The sequence below is a fragment of the Tumebacillus permanentifrigoris genome (assembly GCF_003148565.1).
GTDB lineage: Bacteria > Bacillota > Bacilli > Tumebacillales > Tumebacillaceae > Tumebacillus > Tumebacillus permanentifrigoris.
Genome location: NZ_QGGL01000011.1, coordinates 95,901 through 117,710, shown reverse-complemented (window position 1 = coordinate 117,710; position 21,810 = coordinate 95,901). Strand labels below are relative to the sequence as shown.

The 21,810-nt window shown below is 57.0% G+C and carries 7 protein-coding genes; 2 read left to right on the top strand and 5 right to left on the bottom strand.

Annotation, left to right across the window (positions count from 1 at the left end):
• The first annotated feature begins 112 nt into the window (after positions 1–112).
• Together ytvI and C7459_RS13690 are read left to right on the top strand one after the other, a co-directional pair.
• Complete coding sequence (gene ytvI / locus C7459_RS13695; protein WP_109689862.1) at positions 113–1,147, top strand: sporulation integral membrane protein YtvI; 1,035 nt, start codon at positions 113–115, stop codon at positions 1,145–1,147.
• 49 nt (positions 1,148–1,196) lie between these two features.
• Positions 1,197–1,685, top strand: a complete 489-nt coding sequence (locus tag C7459_RS13690; RefSeq protein WP_109689861.1) for a hypothetical protein — start codon at positions 1,197–1,199, stop codon at positions 1,683–1,685.
• A 306-nt stretch (positions 1,686–1,991) separates the two neighbouring features.
• Here the strand turns inward: C7459_RS13690 and C7459_RS13685 are convergent, their stop codons facing one another.
• Genes C7459_RS13685 through C7459_RS13665 form a run of 5 tightly spaced genes read right to left on the bottom strand, consistent with a single transcriptional unit; the run spans position 1,992 to position 21,796 of the window.
• The gene (locus C7459_RS13685; RefSeq protein WP_109689860.1) at positions 1,992–3,044 is read right to left on the bottom strand and encodes a TauD/TfdA family dioxygenase; all 1,053 of its coding nucleotides are present in this window, start codon (positions 3,042–3,044) and stop codon (positions 1,992–1,994) included.
• Positions 3,041–7,780: a non-ribosomal peptide synthetase gene (locus C7459_RS13680; protein ID WP_109689859.1), complete on the bottom strand. Its 4,740-nt coding sequence runs from the start codon at positions 7,778–7,780 to the stop codon at positions 3,041–3,043. The genes C7459_RS13685 and C7459_RS13680 overlap by 4 nt, the downstream gene beginning before the upstream one ends.
• A 5-nt stretch (positions 7,781–7,785) precedes the next feature.
• Complete coding sequence (locus tag C7459_RS13675) at positions 7,786–13,323, bottom strand: type I polyketide synthase (protein WP_109689858.1); 5,538 nt, start codon at positions 13,321–13,323, stop codon at positions 7,786–7,788.
• Positions 13,324–13,350: 27 nt separating this feature from the next.
• Entirely contained in the window at positions 13,351–14,634 is a 1,284-nt protein-coding gene (locus C7459_RS13670; RefSeq protein WP_109689857.1) for an MFS transporter, read from the bottom strand.
• Position 14,635: 1 nt separating this feature from the next.
• Positions 14,636–21,796 (bottom strand): amino acid adenylation domain-containing protein, encoded by a 7,161-nt coding sequence (locus C7459_RS13665; protein ID WP_109689856.1) that lies wholly within the window; start codon positions 21,794–21,796, stop codon positions 14,636–14,638.
• Positions 21,797–21,810 lie beyond the last annotated feature (14 nt).

Below are 21,810 nucleotides of genomic sequence, written 5' to 3'. Positions count from 1 at the left end.
GACGAATTGCACTCGGACGCATAAGATGTGAAAAAAGAGACCGGCCCTCGTGGGCTCGGTCTCTTTTTTGGGGAATACCTATATAGATAAGAGAGGGAGAAAGGAGTTGAGCATGTTCCCCTACACACGGGTCTTTTGGTTTGTCGTCCTCGCCGTCGTCGCTTACTTCGTTCTGCCGCACAGTGTGCCGATCCTGCTGGCGCTGGTCACCGCCATCGTGCTGGAGCCGGTCGTCCGCTCGCTGCAAAAAGCGTTGCGCATCCGGCGCATCTGGGCTGTGACGATGGCGTTTACAAGCTTTCTCTTGATCGTCTTGAGCCTGCTCTACTTCCTGACCACGCGGATGGTCGTGGAGATCGTGGAACTCTCACAATCGTTGCCCGGTTTCTATAACAAAATCGCCGGGCCGTTGCAAAACTGGATCAACGCCCTGCAAAGCTACTACGACCAACTCCCTGCCTCCACCGCCAGCAAGTTGCAACAAGCGGCCTCCGGTGGACTGGACAACTTGAACGGTCTGACCACCGGCGTGCTCACCGGGCTCGTCAACCTCGTGCGCTCGTTGCCGAACCTCTTGATCGTCTCCACCGTCTATGTGATCGCGATGTTCCTGTTCCTGCTCGACTTGCCCGGCCTCGTGCGCGGCTTCCTCGGTCTGTTCGAGGAAAAGACACAGGTCAAAGTGCGGATGATCCTGCACAACCTCAACCGTGCGATCATCGGCTTCCTGCAAGCGCAGATCCTGATCTCGTTCCTGACCTACGACCTCGTGCTGGTCGGGCTGTGGATTCTCGGCGTCAAGTACGCGCTCGCCGTCTCGTTGATCATCGTGATCGTGGACTTCCTGCCTGTGCTCGGCACGGGGGCGGTGATCGTGCCGTGGGCCACCTATGCCTTTCTGTCGGACAACCGCTCGCTCGGCATCGGTCTGTTGATCCTCTACGTGCTGATCATCGTGTTCCGCCGGATTATCGAGCCCAAGATCCTTGGCAATTCGCTCGGCATCTCCGCGTTGGCGACGTTGATCTCGATGTACTTGGGCTTCATGGTGTTCGGCGTGATGGGGCTGATCGTGGGGCCTGCGCTGGTGATCCTCTTCCAGGCGTTCCGCGAGGCCGGGTTTTTTCAGTTCCGCATCCGCTTGTAAACTCCTTTCGAGTTATGGTACTTTGGGACAAGGGAAGGAGCGATTGTCGATGAAAAAAGCATGGTTGGCGCTGCTGCTCACCTCCCTGTTCACAACGGCCCTCGTAGGCTGCTCGTCGAAACAGGAACCCGCACAGAATACGCCTGCACAACAAGAAACCCCCAAACAAGCAGAACCGAGCACCAATGCGCCGGCTGCGTCCGCACCGCAAACCAACACTTCAGAAGTGCGCACCGCGTTTGGTCTGAGCGGTGACTACCTTGACTTGCCCTCCACCGCGATTCCAAGCCTCGGCTTGGGTCAAGTTGAAAAACTGGCGATCGATCAAAAGCAAGGACTGGCGCTCGCCAAAGCTGTCTCCAGCGCCTACAGCAACTCCGGTTGGACACAGCAAGACTCCCCGCCCAGCATCTTCGTCACCACCGACGGCAGCCAGTTTGCGATCGGGATGAAGAAGCAGGACGGCAGTTTCACGCTCGAAACCTACGAACTCCAAACGGACGGTTCGTACAAGAGCGTGAGCAAGCAAACCAAGTAACCCCTTTTTCAGCCAAAAAGCTCTCGACCCGCCCCGGCGGTACGAGAGCTTTTTTATTTGCATCGGTGTTGCATACTGGTGTTACCATCTCGTCGTAAACTTGAGCTTGATTGAAAGTTGGGGGTGGGGTGACCTATGCATCTGGAAGCCGAACGATTTGCCGAACATCTACTGGCTGCTGACCTTGACAAGGCTTGGTCGGAGATATTTGACCTTTCTTCGGCATAAAAAAGACACCCCCTAAAATAGATCTGCCATTGAGGGATCTCTTCTCAATGTCTACTTTAAGGGGTGTACCTGTTTACGTTACTTGATCATGTTAGCTTCCATACGATCTGCTTCCGCGCTGTCGAGCGGTTCGCCCATCGCCACCAATGTACGACGTTCGCCGGTGAAACTCTTGCGACCGTGCGAAACCATCATATTGTCTAGCATGAGCAGGTCTCCCCGCTGCCACGGGAACGCAAGCGTCTCGGCATCCGTCGCCGCACGCAACGCTGCAACAACTTCCTCTTCGATCAAAGAGCCATCCCCATAATAGGTGTTGTAGGGCAGCCCTTCCAAACCGAGTTCGGCAGTCAGCAGTTCGCGAATCTCCGGCTCCAAGCTCGACTCGTGCCAAAATGCGATGTGATTGAACCACATCTTCTCACCTGTCACGGGGTGACGGCGCACCGCTTTGCGCACAGAGCGTGTGCGCAACAGGCCGTCCGCTTTCCATTCGACCTCGAGGCCGTGCGTGCGACAGTACGCCTCCACTTCTGCCGGGTCCTCAGTATGGAAGACTTCCTGCCACGGCAGGCCAAACCCATCACCGTAATTGCGCATGAGCATCCAGCCCTTCTCCTCAAACTTTTCGCGGATGGCCGGATCGATGCGGTCATAGACGCGGCGCATGTCGGCGACCGGAGTCTCGCCTCCACTCTGGGCTTCCTGAACGGAGCAGAACCAGATTCGCTGCGGCCAGACGTTGGAATAGGACAATTCATTGTGTTGGAGGATCACCAATTCCTTGGGATGTTCTGTGGAGGTATAGACTTTGTTGGTCAGTTTCGTGCGCGGTGAGGAGGACTCGTTGTAGACCAACAGTTCCTCGCACATGCCGGAGACGAACTCGTCGAATCGCTCCTGCGTGGAGATGTCAAAGCCACGGAAGAGCAGGCCGCCTGTTTCCAACAACAACTCGTCCAATTTGGCGCGATTTCTCGAACACCAGTCCAGCAGATTGACTCCCGGTACAAGCGGTGTGATCAAAAGCGGCAGTCGTTGGCCCGGTGCAAAGTCTTCGATGCGTACCAGTTCTTGTTCCGATGAGATCTTCAAGGCTTTGGATTTGAGATCAGACAGACCTTTCTTCATTCGGGGCTACCTCCTAATTTCTTCGCTTTGGTGGCTTGCAGTTTGGAGCGGCGCGTGGATTGGAAGGACTGCTTAAACTGCTCCTCGGTGCGTCGGGCGAGTTCTGCCAGTTCGACGCGCAGCTCTGCCAACGTCACCTCCGGGCGACGAACGATCGTTGTCAACACGGCTTGCCATTGGGATGCCAGCAGTTCGGCGGTCCCAGCACGGTACAGATCGGTGTTATAGGAGAGCGAGACGCTCAGGCGCCCGTCACTCTCCGTCAAGGCCTCCAGCATGATGTCGAATTTCACCGTGTCCTCTGCGACCGGTTGGGCGCGCAATGTCAGACCGGGCAAGTTCATCTCCGTACGCGGGGTGTTCTGGTGGTTGAACCAGACTTGCACCAGTGGCGAGTAGGCGGTGTTGCGCTCCGGATTTACTTCTTCGATCACGCGGTCAAACGGCACATCTTGGTTGGAGAATGCCCCATAGGCTGCGTCGCGGACGCGGGCAAGCAGGTCTCGGAAGGTCGCCGCTCCCGCAAGCCTCGTGCGGACCGCGAGCGTGTTGAGGAACATGCCGAACATCGATTGTGTCTCTTCATGGTGGCGGTTTGCAATCGGTATACCGACGAGGATGTCGTCACAGCCGCTGCGCTCGCCGAGCACGAGATTATAAGCAGCTAGCAAGGTCATGAAGAGCGTTGCCTGTTCTTGTCGGCTAAACGCTTCTAAGTCTTCAGGCAATCCGGCGGGCAGGTCAAGACGCAAGTTGCTCCCCTTGACACTCTGCACCTCTTGGCGAGGGAAGTCCGGGCGCAGGTCGAGAAGCGGGGCTACCCCTGCCAATTGGGTCTTCCAATACTGCACCTGCCCCTCAAGATAACCTTCCTCGAGCAAGCGTCGTTGCCAGACTGCGTAGTCGGCATAGTTCATGCCAAGCGTTGGAAGCGGCGAGGCCTCGCCTCCTGTGTAGGCCTCGTACAACGCCGTCAACTCTCGGGCCAGAATGTCCAACGACCAACCGTCCCCGATGATGTGATGCACGCACAGGTGCAAAACATGGCGTTGCTCACTCAATTGGAAGAGTTCCGCACGCAACATCGGCCCCACCGCCAGATCGAACGGTGTATTGATCGCATCCAGATGCTGCCGAAGGGTTGCCTCCTGTTGGTCTGCTGAAGTGGTCCGAAGGTCAAATCGCTCGATCTGGAAAGCCACATCGGGCAGGATGACCTGTACCGGCTGGCTGCCGTCGAGACGGAAGACGGTGCGCAAGGCCTCATGACGGCGGATGATTTCGACGAAGCTCTGTTCCAGCGCGTCCGCATGCAACTGGCCTTCGATCTCCCAGAAGTAGCGGACATTGTATTGCGTGTCGCGTTGCAGTTGGTCAGCGAGCCAGAGGCGTTGCTGTTCATAGGAGAGCGGCAACGGCAGGGTGCGCGGCACAGGGGACATCGTCGGCAGAGTGTCGCCGTGCGCTTCACGCAGTTTGGTGCCGAGGAACGCCGCCAACTTCGAGACGGTCGGGGCTTGGAAGATGTCGCGAATCTGGAAGTCCACGTGGAGCGCTTTTTTCAGGCGTGAGGTGATCAAGATCGCATTGACGGAGTGCCCGCCAATCTCGTAAAAGTTGTCGTGTACGCCAACTGTCTCCCGCTTCAATACAGCCTCCCACACCGCCTGCACCTGCTTTTCCAACTGGGTGAGCGCTGCGCTTGGGGCCGTCTCCTCCGCCTGTGCCCGTTCTGGGGCGGGCAAGGCACGACGGTCGATCTTGCCATTGACCGTCAGAGGCATGCTCTCCAGGTGCACGAGGTGCGTCGGAATCATGTGTGGCGGGAGCGTCTCCTTTAAGAAACTGCGCAAGTCACGAGTTTTAATCGGCGTTCCGTCCACCGTTGTGTAGTAGCCAAGGAGACTCTTGTCCCCCTGACCGTCATCCTGCACGATGACCGCTGCCAGCTTGATCTGCTCTTGCGTTTCCAGCACCGCCTCAATTTCGCCAAGTTCGATACGGTATCCGCGAATCTTCACTTGGTCGTCGAGGCGGCCTAAGTAGACGAGGTTGCCATCGGCCAGGTAGCGGGCGAGGTCGCCTGTTTTGTACATCCGGGTGTTCGGTTCAAACGGGTTCTCGACAAAGCGCTCCGCCGTCAGGTCCGGACGGTTCAGGTACCCTCTGGCAACACCGTAACCGCCAATGTAGAGCTCACCAACAGCTCCGATCGGCACCGGTTGCAGATGTGAGTCGAGGACGTAGAGCTTGGTGTTGGCGATCGGCCGTCCAATCGGGACGGGCCCGGTCGCTTTTTCCCCGCGCGGGACGCTGTACACGCAGCAGCCGACAACCGTCTCAGTCGGGCCGTACTCGTTGACCAGCACGGTGTCTGGAGCGTGTTGTTGCCACGGCGCGATGTTTTCATAGGTCAGCGCCTCGCCGCCGATGACAAACACGTGGTTCCATGTATGGGCATCACCCGCCTGCGTTTCCATGCCCAACAGTTGCAAGTGCGCCGGCGTGATCTTGGTCAAGCTGTAGCCAGGCGCGGTGCGCATCGCTTCAACCAATGCATCCACGCCCATCGATTCAGCGACCAGCACGACCCGCTTGCCACTCAGCAGCGGGACGTACATCGACGTGACAGTCAGGTCGAACGCCAGCGAGGAATGCACCGGTGCGCCATGTCCTTGTTGTGCATACGTCTCCATCGCCCACGTCAAGTAGTTCATCAATCCACCATGTGTGATCAAAACGCCCTTCGGTCGACCTGTGGAGCCCGACGTGTAGATGACATACACGAGGTCATCGGCACCGATGCGGTATTCAAGGTTCTGTTTCGGGAAGTCGGTCAATCGGTCAAACTCAGTGTCCAACAAAAAACGAGGAGCTTGCGCGGGCAAACGCTCAGCCAGATCGCTTTGGGTGAGCAGGAGTTTCACTCCACTATCCTCAACCATGTAGGAGATGCGTTCCACCGGGTACGCCGGATCGATCGGCACGTAAGCGCCACCTGCCTTGAGCACGCCAAGCACTGCCACTACCATCTCTGGTGTGCGGTCTACTAGGAGGCCTACTCGGGTGTCCGTATCAACTCCCTGTTCACGCAGGAAGCGCGCGAGTCGGTTGGCACGCTCGTTCAGTTCTTGGTAGGTCAGGCGAACATCGCCACCGACCACAGCGACTTCGTCGGCATGAAGTATCGCCTGCTTTTCGAAGGCCTGTACGACGTTGTACTGGCGCGGGTCTTCCGCAGTGGCGGTATCATTCCACTCCACGAGCAAGCGCAGGCGGTCTTCGGCACTCAGCACCGGCAGTTTCCAAACCGGGCTGTCCGGTTGCTCGACGACGCCCGTCAGCAGGGTCTCGTAGGCGTTGGCAAAACGGACCATGGTCGATTCATCAAACAAATCACTGTTGTATTCGAACACCAAATGCAAGCCGTCTGGTTTCGTGTGCGCTTCGATCACGAGGTCGAACTTGGCAACACCCGCGTCGAACATCTCGTAGGCGATGCTCAATTGGGGCAGGTGCGTTTCCGGAATTTCACGATTCAGGTTAAACATGACTTGGTAAAACGGTGACACCCCTGGCAAGCGTTCTGGTTGTAATTCCTCGACCAGTTTCTCCAACGGGACATCAGGATTGGTCATCGCGCCTGTTACTCGCTCACGCACCCGTTGTAGGAGCTCACGGAACGATTCTTCACCCGACACGAGCGCCCGAAGCGGGAGCGAGTTAACCAATGGCCCGAAGATTCCATGCGTTTCCTCACGAGAACGCCCAGAGACCGGAAAACCGACAGCGAAGTCTGTTTGGCCCGTGTAGCGGTGCAGCAACGCTTGGAAGGCTGCCATCAAGGTCATGAACAGTGTAGTCTCTGCCTCGCGACTGAGTTGTTGCAGGCGCTCGACGAGGTCGGACTTGATCTGCAAGCGGGTGAGTGATCCCCGATAGCGCTGGATCAACGGGCGTGTGCGATCGGTCGGCAATTCAAGCGTTGGGACTTTGCCGGAGAGCTGTTCCTTCCAATAGTCGAGTTGTTGACGCGCGACATCACCGCTGAACCACTCGGTTTGCCACGCCGCAAAATCGATGTAGTGGAGCGCAAGTGCCGGGAGGTTCGCAGGTGTTCCCGTGCTCGCTTCCCCGTACAATCGTCCAAGTTCGAGCAGGAACAGACCCCCCGACCAGCCATCGACTACAATATGGTGTACCATGAACATCAACAGATGTTCTGCTTCCGAGATGCGGTACAAGGACGTGCGCAGCAGCGGCCCTTGTTCGAGGTCCAGCGGTCGATGCGCCTCCAGACACATCAGTCGCTTCGCCTCCACCTCCCGCTCAGCAAGCGGAAGGTGTTCGAGGTCGATGAGTGGCAAGGGAAGTTCCATTGTGTCGTGTACACGTTGGAGGAGTTCTCCCTCGCCTTGCTCGATGAAAGTGGTGCGAATCGCTTCGTGACGATCGACGATTTTTTGGAGGCTTTTTTGCAACATCAGAGGGTCGAGATTCCCGGTCAGACGGATGATCGACGCATTGTTGTAAGAAGCATTGTCCGGCTCCATGCGCTGAAGCAGCCACATCCGCTTTTGCGTGAACGACACCGGATACGCTTCCCGATCACGCGGCAGAGCTTTGATTGGCGAGCCGTTCGCAGACGCGGACGACTTGGCTTTTTTCACCCGTGCCTGTAAGGCGAGGAGCTGTTCGGGGGTCAGAGTGGACAGCTTGTCTTTTAAATTGCTCATGCTTCTTACTCCTCCTTGGTGGCGGCAATTTCAGCCAACAGTGCATCCAGTTCTTCAGGCGAAAGTTCGCTGAGTTCGGCCATCAGGTCTTCCTCGACGACATCAGCATCCGACAACACAGCCCATTCATCGACCTGCGGCCGCAGCGCGGCGGCAAGTTCGGTTACGCTGACGCCTCGAATCAGGTCCACGATTGCAATGGAAGCACCCACTGTTTTTTCCAGACGGCTCTTGAGTTCAATCGCCATCATCGAATCGAGTCCGTACGATTGCAAGGAACGCTCCATGAGCAGTCTGGCACGCGGGACACGCAGGACTTGCGAGACCACTCCGGAGAGCTGTTCTTGAAGCAGCTCTTGGCGTTTTTCGTCGTCTGTCTGGCGGTAGAGAGAGGCAAAATCGACCGTCTCCGTTGAACCGGGGTTGCCGTCCGTTTCCCCTGCTTCGTTGGCTTGTGCGACGATGTCAGCAAGCATCGGCGGGTACTCGCCGTTCGGGTAGTTGCTTTGTAACACGGTGGACCAATCCAGAGCGGCAACCGTAACTTGTGGTCGGGTGTGTGCGAGCAGGTGACCGAGCGCTTGCACCCCTTGCTCTGGCTGGAGCGGGAAGATGCCGCGACGCTCGAAGAAGTCCAAAAGATCCAGGTTGTTCGCCATGCCAATGTCCGCCCAGGAGCCCCAGTTGATGCTCAGAGCGGAATGTCCTTGCGCTTGACGGAGGCGTGCTAACGCATCGAGGTACGCGTTCCCGGCGGAGTAATTCCCTTGTCCTGCTGAAACGATCTGGGCCGCCATCGAGGAGAAGAGCACGAAACAGTCCAGAGGTTGGTCTGCAAATGCTCGGTGCAGGTTCCACGCTCCGAGCACTTTCGGGCGCATGACGCCGTACAGATCGTCGAGCGTCATCTGGGCCAACATCTGTGGGATCGCCGTTCCGGCAGAGTGGAAGACCCCACGAATTGCCGGCCAGCCCTCGCGGTGATAGTCACGCAGGAAGTCTTGCAGCTTGGCCTCGTCTGCAATGTCAAAGCCAGTGACGTGCACGCTGGCTCCAAGGCACTCCAATTCGCGGATCGCTTGGATTCGTTGGCCGATGCGGGAATCTACCGAATGTTGATCCCAGTCACGACGCTCCGGCAATGGTTCGCGGCCGATGAGGATCAAGCGGCGAGCACCCTGCTCGATCAGCCAGCGTGCGATCAGCAGGCCGAGGCCACCGAACGCGCCGGTGATCAGGTACGCCCCATCTGGGCGGAAGGAAGGCGCCAGAGGTACAGTCAGGTCACCGGAATCATGAAGACGTCCGATCAAGCGTTGACCAGCTCGGAAGACGATCTGGTCTTCCCCATCTTCATAGAGGAATTCGGCGAGCAAGTTTTGGGCGTCATCAAGTGCAGACTCGTTGGTGCTACTATCTAGGTCAAGCAGGCCCCCCCAGAGGTCTTGGTGCTCCTGATGACCGATTACACGGCCCAAGCCCCACAGTGCAGACTGTGCGATTCCATCCAACGTCTCCGTTCCGTTGACCGGTTGTGCTCCTCTCGTCACCAACCACAGGCGAGTTTTTTGCTTGGCACTCACTTGAGCAAGGGCTTGGAGCAGCAACAGTACGCTTCCGCATCCCTGTGGTTGCATCGCATCGCCGCCTGTTTGGTTCAGGCTCCAGAGATGGGCAATGTCTCGGACCGACTGTCCGTCAACATATAGGTCTTCCAGCAGAAGCTGATAATCCTCCGCGTGCTCAACCCGAACCAGGTACTCCCCGTTGTCGAGGCGCTTGAACTCTGTACCAGGACGCACCAGAACCGGACGTCCACCACGGTCTCGTAAGAGGCTCGCCAGTTGGTCGGCCACATCGGTTTCATCGGCGAAAAGCAACCATGTGCCAGACGCATCGCTTACGTTCGCTTCCTGCGCTTGAACCTCTCGTTCGCGCGGTGTCCAAACGAACTCGGCATACCGAGTCGGGCGCATCATCGTGGTGCTCGTATCGGTTTGCAGTGATTGCGCGATACAATCGGTCAACTCCAGCACGACATTTCCTTGTTCGTCCACGACGGTAATTGAGCCGCGAACCCTACTGTCGGTGTGCTCGTCGAGGCGGGCAAACGCCCACATCCTCGCTGTCGGTGCCATCCTCAACACGGCACGGGTGATTGCGACCGGCATGAAGAGCGCAGAACGGCCCTCACCGTCAAATGGCAAAACGGCCGCCATCATCTGCAAGGCAATATCAAGCATAGCCGGGTGGAACACATAGTCCCCTGCTTCTCCTTCAAGCGGCTCGGGCATCCGAAGCTCTGCCAACGCGACCCCTTGGCCTTTCCAGAGTTGTTCCATGCCTTGGAACAACGGGCCATACTCCAAGCCGAGGCTTTGGAAGTGTGCATAGGCATCCGTTTTGGAGATCATTTGGGAGCATTGGTCACGCCATGCACCGAGGTCTATCGTGCGCACCGCGAAGGCTGGCTGCGGTCTGACCGTACCCTTGGCATGACGAGCCCAGATCGGATCACTTTCATACCCAGTGGAGTAGACTTCAAACTGCCCATCTGCCGGATCGAAATGAATCTGGAGTTTGTCTCCTGTCTCTTCGTTCAGGAACAGTGCTTTTTCAAATGCTACATCGGCAATTTCCAAACCGACTGCACGACTTCCGTACAGATTGCGCGCAGCTGCCAACCCCATCTCCATATAGGCCGCTCCCGGATAGACGATGGCCCCTCGAATGCGGTGGTCTCCCAGATAGGGCAAGCGCCAGACGTCAATACTTGATTCCCACACCGGGCGTGCGGAGGACAGTCGTTGAGCGAGCAACGGATGGCAATCTGGCTCCCCGAGACGGTAACGACGGGATTCTGCCGACTCCTGCCAGTGGTGCTCACGTTGCCACGGGTACTTCGGCAAGCGGACGAACGAGCCCGCCTCGACCAACTTCGGCCAGTTCGGCTCAAAGCCCAAGGTGTACAAAGCCCCCAACGAGCTCACCAACTGTGGGCGCTCGTCTTCGGCCCGGCGGATCGAGGGAAGTACATCGGCGGTGCGGTTTTTCAATGCTAGGCACTCGCGGACCGAAGCAGCCAGCACCGGATGCGGGCCGATCTCGACGAACGCGTCATACCCGTCCTCGATCAAGTTCAACACCGCTTCTGCAAACTGTACGGTATCTCGCAAGTTGCGCCACCAGTAATCCACACCGAGTTTGTGGATGTCGGCCTGTACTCCGAGGACGGAGGAGTAGTAGGGAATCGTCCCAGCCTTCGTCTCCATGCCTTCCAAATGTTCGAGAAACTCCTCGCGCATCGGGTTCATGTAATGGCTGTGGAACGCCATGCCAACTTTTAGATAACGGACAAAAACATCCGCCTCACGCAAGGGTGCCAGCACTTGCTCAAGCGCCTCTGGCTCACCTGCTAGTGTCACGCCATTCGGAGAGTTGATCGCGGCCAGCGATACCCGATCTTCAAAGCCTTTCATATGTTCACGCACCAAGGATTCCGAAAGTCCAACCGCTACCATCGTGCCTTGGCCGGTTATCGCCTGTTGCAAACGGCTCCGGTGGTACACCACTCGCACTGCTTCCGAGAGGGTTATGATCCCCGCTGCGTAGGAAGCTGCTGCTTCCCCCGCACTATGCCCGACGACAGCTTCTGGCACGATCCCCATCGAACGCCACCAATTCGTCAGACCGATTTGCAAAAATAGATTCGCAGGTTGCGCGATCTGTGTCTCTTCCATTCGGGACGCTGCTTCGTCCTTCAACATCTCTTCCAACAACGACCATCCAGACGACGCTTGGAACACTCTGTCACATTCGTCGAGTGTGTCACGGAACACCGGTTCTTGCTCATACAATTGTCGCCCCATTCCCCACCACTGGGGGCCCATACCCGTGTAAACAAAGGCGAGACGGCGTGGTTTTGTCGGTTGAACAGGCATTGCCCCGACAATGGCACGCGGGTGTATTTCCGAGGAAATGACGGCATCCAGCGCTTCCAACAGTTCTTCCTTGGTCGAAGCCACTACCGCCATCCGCTGCGGATGGTGTCCGCGATGTTGAGCAGTGCTACAGGCGAGATCGGACAGGCTCACATGCTCCAGTGCCCCCGCTTCTCCTACTGCCTCCCGATAGGAGAACGCCACGTCCAGCAGCGCTTCCGGTGTGCGTGCAGAGAGTGGAATCAACTGGTCTTGCTGCGTAGACGGTGAAACCGTTTTTTCCACGACTGGCGCTTCCGCCAAAACAACGTGCGCGTTGGTGCCGCCAAAACCAAAGGAATTGACGCCCGCATAGCGGGTTCCCGATTCGCCTTCCCACGGTTGTACGGTTGTGGGAACGCGCAGTTGCAACGCCTCAAAGTCGATATTGGGATTCTTCTCTATCAGGTGTAAGTGTGGGGGGATCTGCGCTTGCTGCAAGCAAAGCGCCGCTTTGATCAGCCCGGCAACTCCAGCGGCCCCCTCCATATGACCGACGTTCGTTTTCACGGAGCCGACCCAGCAATACTCTCCATCTGGACGATTTTCAGACAGTACGTTCCCCAACGCCTTGGCTTCAATCGGGTCACCAACCGGCGTGCCTGTGCCGTGGGCTTCCATATATTGAATCTGGTTCGATTGGATTCCTGCGCGATCCAATGCTTCACGGACCAACGCTTCTTGCGACTCGCCGCTCGGAACGGTCAGACCCGCACTCCGTCCGTCTTGGTTGCAAGCGGAACCCGCGATGACCGCATAGATCGGGTCGCCATCAGCGAGTGCTTCCTCCAGACGTTTGAGCACGACCATCCCACACCCTTCGGCGCGCACGTACCCGTTTGCCCGAGAGTCGAACGCCTTGGAGCGGCCATCTGGTGAGAGAAAGCCCCCTTTGGATTCTGCAATCGTCAGCTCCGGCTTGAGCATGATATTGATCCCGCCAGCCAACGCAAGGTTCGATTCACCCGTGATTAAGCTCTGGCAAGCAAGATGAACGGCCACCAGCGAGGACGAGCAGGCCGTGTCCACAGTCATCGACGGACCTTGAAAATCATACACGTAGGAGAGGCGGTTCGAATGCAACGTCATCATGAATCCTGACGTGGAATGGGTGTCGAGATAGTCCACGTTTTTCTCGGAGACTTGCATCCACTGGTAGTCATTCGTGAAGCACCCCACATACACGCCCGTTTTGGACCCGGCCAGTTGTTCAGGCACGAAACCGGCATCCTCCAAAGCCTCCCAACTGACTTCCAGCATCAGACGCTGTTGCGGATCGAGCAAATCAGCTTCCCGAGGAGAGATTCCGAAAAACTCCGGGTCGAACTTGTCGACCCCATCCAAGAACCCGCCCCAGCGCGTGTTGGCCGATCCCGGCTTTTTGCGGTTAGGGTGATAAAAACGGTTGGTGTCCCAGCGATCTGCAGGCACTTCTGTCACTGCGTCCACGCCTTCGCGAAGCAAATTCCAGAAGCTCTCCGGGCTGTTTACGCCACCTGGAAATCTGCACCCGATCCCTACGATGGCAATCGGTTCATAACCTTGCCTCAATCTCTCGCTCATTGCCCAATTCCCCCTTGTACACGATCTCTAGTTGGATGCTACTTGTTGTAAGGCTTCCTCTGCCTGCATAGCGCGCTTGCGCTCCGGCAGATGCAACAACGTGTTGACGAAGAGCCCGGCGCTTACCACCCCGATCACAAGTGTGGCAATCCCTAACACCCAAGGCGTTACGTAGGCGCCGGCCGTGATCGAACCTGCACCGATCATCTGCGCGATTACCCCAGTCAAACCAGTGAGCGCCATGTACGTGCCACGGTTCGCAGCTGGCACGATCTCCGCGAGATAGGACTGGCGAATCGACGTGTGCAACAGTTCACCACTCGTTGCGATCAACATGCACACCAGTAACGTCCACGGGCTGTTCGACACTGCGAGCACAGCAAACCCGATCATCGTCAACAGGATGCCCGTCATCAACACACCCGTGTCACGGAATCGGCTAAACACCCGGGCGGCGAGCACCGACAGCAACACAACAAGCAATGCATTCTCTGTGCGCAATATCCCAAACATCCCCACTCCGTCCACTTGCACGTCGCGGTTCCCCCATGAGAACAGGGATTGGCTGGACATCTCTTGGGACAAACGAACGCCCCCATAGTTGAAAAAGATCTGTTCCAACGAAATCAACAGCGCCACCGCCAAGATATAGAGCATGAATGTACGGTCACGGAACACCATTCCGTAGCCACCGCCCTTGGACTTTTGCTTGCCTTCCCCCGTCTGCACAGGCTTCGGGTAGTGTGTTTCTTGGATGACAAACAAGAGCAAGCACAGCGAGCCAAACGAAATGAAAGTCGCTGCTGAGAACAATTCAAACAGGTACGATCGGAAGAAAAACGCCCCGACCATCCCGCCGATCAGCAGGGAGGTGTTCAATGCCCAATAGTCGATGCTGTACACAAATTTCCGATTGTCTGGCGTGGTGCAGTCGACAATCATCGCCTGCACAGCTGGGAAGGCCAAACCGCCGAACCCATTCAACACCAGCAAGAAAATCAACGTCAGTAGTGGCGAATCGAACCAAGGAGAATTTGACAACGTGATGATCAACATCGAGAGTACACGGCCTGTTTCCGCGATTCGCAACATGTGTCTCCTGCCGTACTTGTCGGCGAGAACTCCACCGTACAGTCCAAAGGACAATCCGATCAGGATGTTCGCCATGAACAGATACCCGGTGATCACTGGACCATACCGATCAGCAAAGTAGATGGCCATGAACGGGTAGATCATGTTTCCGACTAAATTGACCAGAAACGCCTCTACAAGTCGCACTTTCAAGTTGATATGCAAATCGCGGTATCTCATCTCAGCAGCCTCTTCTCATGGTTGCAAGTTCCTTCATTTTGTCTGCTAGGGCAGTGACATGGGCGACATCCAACATCGAATTGTGATCTCCTTGCACTGGATGAACCCAAAGACTACCAGTTGTTCGCGGCCGCCATTCCTCCACCTCAACCAAGGAATGTCCTTGCGCCGACACCTCCGTGACGCGATACAGATGCAGATCCGCCTGAACAGGGCCTTCATAGCGATAGAACGCGGCTGCCGTGCCGTGCGCCGCCATCGTGTTCAACTTGGCACGCAAACTGGCTTCTGGTAATCCGCGCGGCACACGTCCAGCCCGTTCCAACTGCTGCACCACGTACGTGAACGCTTCCGAATCGGTCAGACCGTCCAATGCCATCGGTTCCAACCCAAGATCGCTCAGGGCAAACCTCAACACATCGGTCTCTGTCCACGCCTGCTTCTCACGCAAGTCGCCCGGCAGATCCATCGGATGTGCATCGAACAGTCCGAGCCAGTCCACATGCTCCCCGAGTTGCTCCAAGCGTCGAGCTACTTCAAAAGCCACGGTCCCGCCAAACGACCATCCGGCGATACGGTACGGTCCGTGCGCAGCGACGCGTCGAATCTCCTCGACATAACGATCGGCCATCTCGCCGATCGACGTCAGCGGTTCCTCCGATGTCTCGTAACCGAATGCCTGTAGACCGTATACCGACGTCTGCGCTCCAAGCGCTTGAGCCAGCAGGAAGAACGAAGAGATCCCACCGCCTTGGCCATGCACGAAGAACAGCGGTGGTTGCGTTCCATCCCCTAGTTGGATGGGAATGGCTCCGTCACACAATGCGGTTTGCGCGCAGTTTGCACTTTCAAGCCACTCGCAAAGTTGCGCAACGGTCGGTCGCTGGTAGACGTTGACGAGCGGCAATGCCACCCCGAACACAGCCTGTACCTCGCTGATCAAACCCAATACTTTTAAGGAATGACCACCAGCGGCAAAAAAGTCGTCCTGGATACCGATTGGTCGAACATTCAAAATGCGCTCGAAGATTTTCACCATCTCCCGCTCCAAGGCGGTGCGCGGTGCGACGTAAGAATCCGGCTCTGCTTGTGCCTCTGACCCCGGATCAAGTCCACGCAACGTCTTACGGTCCAACTTGTCATTGGCCAACATGGGCAATCTGTCGAGGAATACGTACCGCGACGGCAACATGTACTCCGGCAACTGTCCAGCCAAGCCTTCGCGCAAGTCAGCAGTGCCAAGCCGTGCATCAGCCACTACATACGCGACCAAAACTCCCCCGCCCTCGTCCTGCTGCAACAGCACCGCTGCTTCCCGCACATCAGGCACTCGAAGAAGTGCGGCTTCAATGTCCCCAAGCTCCATCCGGAAACCGCGCAATTTCACTTGGTCATCGGCGCGGCCGAGGAATTCCAAGCTGCCGTCTCGATGTCGGCGCACCGAGTCACCTGTGCGGTACATGCGTGCTCCTGCTCGTTTGGAAAATGGGTCGGACACAAACCTCTCCGCCGATAGTTCGTCGCGGTTGTGATACCCGCGGGCGACAGGTGTCCCTCCGATGAACAATTCACCGATAACCCCCAGCGGCACGGGCTCAAGCCGTTCGTCAAGCACGTACAACTTGGCATTGGCAATTGGAGCCCCGATCGGTACATACCGTCGTTGATCCCCGCGTTGGCAGTTCCAATACGTAACGTTGACCGCCGCCTCCGTTGGACCGTACAAGTTATGCAATTCTGTATTCGGGAATGTTCGGAAAAAGCGCTCTTGCGCTTCCACGGACAGTGCTTCTCCGATGCACAACACATTCTTGAGATCGGTAAGGAGTGCTACCCCGTCCTGCTCCACGAACATTTGCAGGGCTGAGGGCACGAACACAGCGTGTGTAATGCCTTGCTCCTCGATCAAGCGTTTTAGATACACCAAGTCCCGGTGTCCATCTGGCCGCGCAATGGTTAGCGACGCGCCACTGATTAGTGGCAAGAACAACTCCCACACCGACACGTCGAACGTATAAGCCGTCTTGAGCAACATGCGATCCGTACTGCTCAACGCGTACTGATCACGCATCCACAGCAAGAGATTGACGACTGCATGATGTTCGTTCATCACGCCTTTTGGTTTCCCGGTCGATCCAGAGGTGTACATCATGTACAGAAGGTGATCTGGCGTGTTCACGAGTACAGGATTTACTTCCGTCTCTGTTGCCCACGGGAGATGAACGGCATCGATGGTCAACACTCGCAAGGAAAATGGACTGAATACTGCTTGGAAACGCTCCTGTGTGAGCACCAGCGCAAGTTCGGCATCCTCGACCACCTCAGCAATTCGCTTCGGGGGATGTTGTGGATCAATCGGAACGTAAGCGCCTCCTGCTTTCAAGACCGCATAGATCGCGACGACCATGTCAACCGACCGTTCTAAGCATAGGCCGACACGAACTTCCGGTGCGACACCAAGCGTCCGCAGGTAGTTCGCCAAACGGTTTGTGCGCTCGTTTAGCTCCCGGTACGTCAGAGTTTCGTTCTCATCCACTACAGCCACCGCGTCGGGTGTTCGTTCGACCTGTTGCTCAAATAACTCATGTACGCACAAGTCTGTTGAGTAGGCCACATCCGTTTCATTCCACTCGCTCAACAAGCGGTTCCGCTCAGACGCTTCAAGCATCCGCAACGACTCCACGGGCGCATCCGGCGTTGCTACGATTTCTTGCAAGAGTAGGAGCAGATGGCTCATCCAGCGCTCCACCGTCTCTCGTTCATAGAGATCGGTACGATAGGTAAACAGGCACTCCATCGTGTTCGGTCGCTCCACAAAATCGATCTGCAAGTCAAACTTGGTCGCCGAGACGTCGAGTTCAACGGGACGCATGTGCAAGCCCGCCACCTCTGGAAAACGATCATCTCCGTCGCGAAGAACTTGGAACATGACGGAGAAAATCGGCGTACGACTCAGGTCACGTACCGGATTGATATCTTCGACCAATTGGTCAAACGGGTACTCGTGATGCTCGTAAGCCTGCAACGCTCTCTGTTTGACCTGTTCCAGTACATTCAGGAAAGACTGCCCTGCTTCTACGTGCAGCCGCAACGGCAGAGTATTAATGAAGAGTCCAACCAGCCCTTCCAGCTCTAGCAGGTTGCGACCAGCTTCCGGGGTGCCGATTACGAGATCGCTCTGTCCGCTCAACCGTGACAACAGAATTCCAGTTGCTGCCAGCAAAACGAGGAACAACGTGGCATCTCCTTGTTGTGTTAACGCCTGCAGTTTCGTTGCCAACTCTGCGTCGATCGGTTGTCGAACTTGTTGACCTTCTGACTGCATCACCGCCGACCGTGGATGATCGGTTGGAAGATCCAGCACGGGCAGTTCCCCACCGAGCGTTTCTAACCAGTACGCCTGTGCCGCCTGCAGTTGACCTTGCTCCAGTCGTTCGTTCTGCCATGCTGCATAGTCGGTATACTGGACAGTCAACGGAGGCAATGCCTCTCCATGTCCTGCACACTCGGATGCGTAGAGCGTTTGGAATTCGCGCAACATCACTTGCCAGGACCAGAAATCCCCGACGATGTGGTGCAGTTGGAGCATCAACCAGTGTCGATTCGGCTCCAAGCGGAACACGCGCATCCGGAAGACCGGTCCGACTGTGAGATCAAACGGGGTCTGCATCTCCGCGTTGACATCTGCCCACAAGGCCGTTTCCCGCTCCTGCTCGTTCAGCATGGAAAAGTCTAGCAACGGACAATGCAACGGTTGCAACTCATGAACACGCTGAATCGGGTGTCCGCCCACCATCTCGTACGTCGTGCGCAACACATCATGTCGTGCCAAAATCGTTTCAAACGCCCGTACCAATGCCGGTAGATCCAACGACCCCTCCAACTCCAGCAGAGCCGGCATGTTGTAGGACACGTTGGTCCGATCCATCCAATACATGAAAAAGAGTCGGTGTTGCGCATGCGACATCGCATACGTCTCAGCTGGAGGCAGCTTGGGAATCACAGCTTCCCAACTTTCTGTCACTTCCATCGGCGCGTCGCCCACCAGTGTGGACAATTCGCGAATCGTCTGGTGTTCGAAGAGCAGATGCAACGGAACATCGACACCAAATTGTCTTTTGATCCGGGCGCGCACTTGGATCGTCTTTAACGAATGCCCACCAAGTTCAAAGAAATTGTGGTCGATACCAAGTCCCGAAACCTTCAGCACATCCTGCCAGATCTGCACCAGAGCCTCCTCCGCCGCATTGCGTGGTGGGGTGACGGTGCGCCCAGCGTCGCTCTGCTCGGGTTCCGGCAGTGCCTTGCGATCAACCTTGCCGTTGCGGTTCAGCGGCAATCGGTCGAGGAAGATCAGTGCCTCCGGAATCATGTACTCCGGTACCAACTGCTTCAAATGCTCTCGAAGTTCGGCGGTCTCAATCTTCTGTGACGTCACGACATACGCCAACAATCGGTTCTGTCCAAATTCGTCCTTGCGCACGAGGGCCACGCACTGGTCTACCCATGGATGACGGCGCAATGCGCCCTCCACTTCACCTAATTCCATGCGGTGCCCACGCACTTTGACTTGGAAGTCAGCCCGGCTGATGTAGGCAAGCCGCCCGTCGGGCGTAAAGTACCCAAGGTCGCCCGTACGGTACAACCGCTCCCCCATGCCGTCTGCGAACGGATTTCGTAAAAACGCTTTTGCCGTGCGCTCCGGATCATGCAGATACCCGCGCCCGACCCCGACACCCGTCACACAGATCTCCCCAATGCCTCCAATCGGCACATCGCGCAGGAAACGATCGAGCACGTACACCCGATGATGCGGAATGACGGTGCCAAGCGACACGTACGGTCGATCCTCCGACACCCACGAGTCGATCACCTCATGTGTGAAGTCATCGGAAGTTTCCGAAGCGCCATACGCATTGATCATGCGCACGTTCGGATAGAGGCGTCGCCAGCGGTTGCAAAGTTCTGACGGCAATCCCTCTCCTGTGGCGACCAAGTGCCGAAGCGACGACAATGCCACTTTTTGATGCTCTTGCGCCGCACGCCAGATCATCTCGATCATCGCGGGCACTAACTCCAGATCTGTCACCCCGTCACGCTCAGTCGCGTCTAAAAGTCCGTCTGGATCGCCCGACACTGCGTTTGGATAGATCACCGTAATTCCCCCGACCATCAAGGGGGCGAGGAATTGCCAGACCGAGATATCAAAGCAGTGCGACGCCGTCTGCGCCACGATGCTGTCGGACGTCACCTCCAGCAACCCGATCTTGGCGTATAGGTGGTTTAACATCCCGATGTGCTCAACCATCGCGCCCTTGGGCAGCCCGGTAGAACCAGATGTATAGAACACATTCGCGAGGTCACCCGGTTCGTTGATAGCGGGTGGATTCGCACGCGACAACGCGGCACGCGGGGTAGAGTCACTCAGATTGACAAGCACGGGAGCTGTCTCCAAGCCCTCGATCAGCACCTCGCTCTCCGAAACCAATGGTGCTTGAGTCAGGACTACCTTGGCGCGTGACGTTTCAACCACCGTGCGATTGCGGGCGACTGGATTGGCTGCGTCCAGTGGCACGTATGCGCCACCCGCCTTGAGTACCCCAAGGATGCCGATCAACATCTCAATATCACGTTCGGCGAACAAGGCTGCAACATCATCACGGCCAAATCCCATGTCCCGCAATTGCCACGCTACGAGATTGGCTTGGGCGTTTAGTTCGGCGTAGGTCATCGAATCTTCGCCGCACCGCACCGCAGTCGCGTCCGGTGTGCGCACCACTTGTTGCTCAATGACTTGATGCGCCAACAAACTCAGATCTGGATTCGGCAGTTCAGAACGATTGAACGCTTCAAGTTCGCTCTGTTCCTGCGCAGAGGTCAGACGCAACTCCGACATCGGAGCTGCGAGGTTGGCTTCTGCCAAGCTCTCCAACAACGTGTGCCATTGGTGTTGCAGGCGTTCGACCGTCGAGGCTGGCAACTCATCATCGGCAAACGACCAGTCCACCCGCCACGATTTCCCCGCCCGCACAACTAGCTGCAGCATCGGCTTCTGACCGGAACTCACCTGCTCCCACAGCGGCGTCCAACGAATGTCTGACGATGTCGAGAACGCGAGGCTCGTGTCATACATCGACACCCCATCCGGCACCTCTGCATCGCGGCGCGCCTCCTCCTCAGGGAGAAAAGCAACCGCCTCCACCCCTTGTATCCGCTGCTCAGATCCGCGCAAGAAATCCAGCAGAATCTGCTCTCCCGCCACGTTCATCGAGACCGGCAAGAGTTGAGCAAAGGAGCCTAGCATACGGGCGACATCCACCACATCTGCCGGGCGTCCTTCCGCCTGCCAGCCAAATGTCACCTGTTCCTCTCCGCCATAAAGTGCTGCCAGCATCGCCCATGCGGCGGCGGCCACAGCGCGGTCCGAGACCTGCGCTCGTGCCGCCAGCTCACGCAATGCGTCGCTCAACTGCGGTGACAAGGTCTGCGTAACAGACCGACGACGCTTGTTCAAACCCGTACCACGCCGCACCGATGAAAACATCGCGGACGGCACGAGTTCCCCAGCTTGTGCGCGCCAGAACTCCTTGGCCGGCATCCAATCCTTGCGAGTCAGCCACTGCAAATACATAGCGAAGCGCGGACGTTCCGGCGAGAGCGACGGAGCGTTTTTTGCCACCATCGACTCATACACAGCAAACCAATCCTCCAACAGCGCCGTACGACTCTGTTCATCGAGAATCAAGTCATGATGTGTGACCCACAGCTGCGTGCAAGCCTCCGTGTGGCGAACCAGAGCGAAGCGCAGGAGCGGGCCCGCCCCGATCTCAATCGGGGTGCCCATCTGTGTCACAAGTTCCGCTTCTGCTCCCGCGCGTTGCGCTTCCGTCAGACTGCGCAGGTCATGTACCTCCAGCAAAATCGGTCGTGTCTTCAGCAACACTTGCACCGTGCGGTTCTTCAAGGTACGGAAAACAGAGCGCACTTCCGGATGAGCCGCGATGACCGCCTGCAACGCCTGATCCAACAAGACCTGATCGAGCGTATTTTCCACCTCATAGGCATACTGGCTGAGGTGTGGGGTTCCGTCAGCGATCATCCGCTCTTGCAAAACGGAAAGTTCCAGCACCTCTAGCACATTCTCTTTGGATAGATAGTTCAAAATTTCCAGACCCA

Excerpts from the sequence above, each read along its gene's own strand:
- C7459_RS13685 (WP_109689860.1), bottom strand. The coding sequence starts at position 3,044 with ATGAAGAAAGGTCTGTCTGATCTCAAATCCAAAGCCTTGAAGATCTCA.
- C7459_RS13680 (WP_109689859.1), bottom strand. The coding sequence starts at position 7,780 with ATGAGCAATTTAAAAGACAAGCTGTCCACTCTGACCCCCGAACAGCTC.
- C7459_RS13675 (WP_109689858.1), bottom strand. The coding sequence starts at position 13,323 with ATGAGCGAGAGATTGAGGCAAGGTTATGAACCGATTGCCATCGTAGGG.
- C7459_RS13670 (WP_109689857.1), bottom strand. The coding sequence starts at position 14,634 with ATGAGATACCGCGATTTGCATATCAACTTGAAAGTGCGACTTGTAGAG.
- ytvI (WP_109689862.1), top strand. The coding sequence starts at position 113 with ATGTTCCCCTACACACGGGTCTTTTGGTTTGTCGTCCTCGCCGTCGTC.
- C7459_RS13690 (WP_109689861.1), top strand. The coding sequence starts at position 1,197 with ATGAAAAAAGCATGGTTGGCGCTGCTGCTCACCTCCCTGTTCACAACG.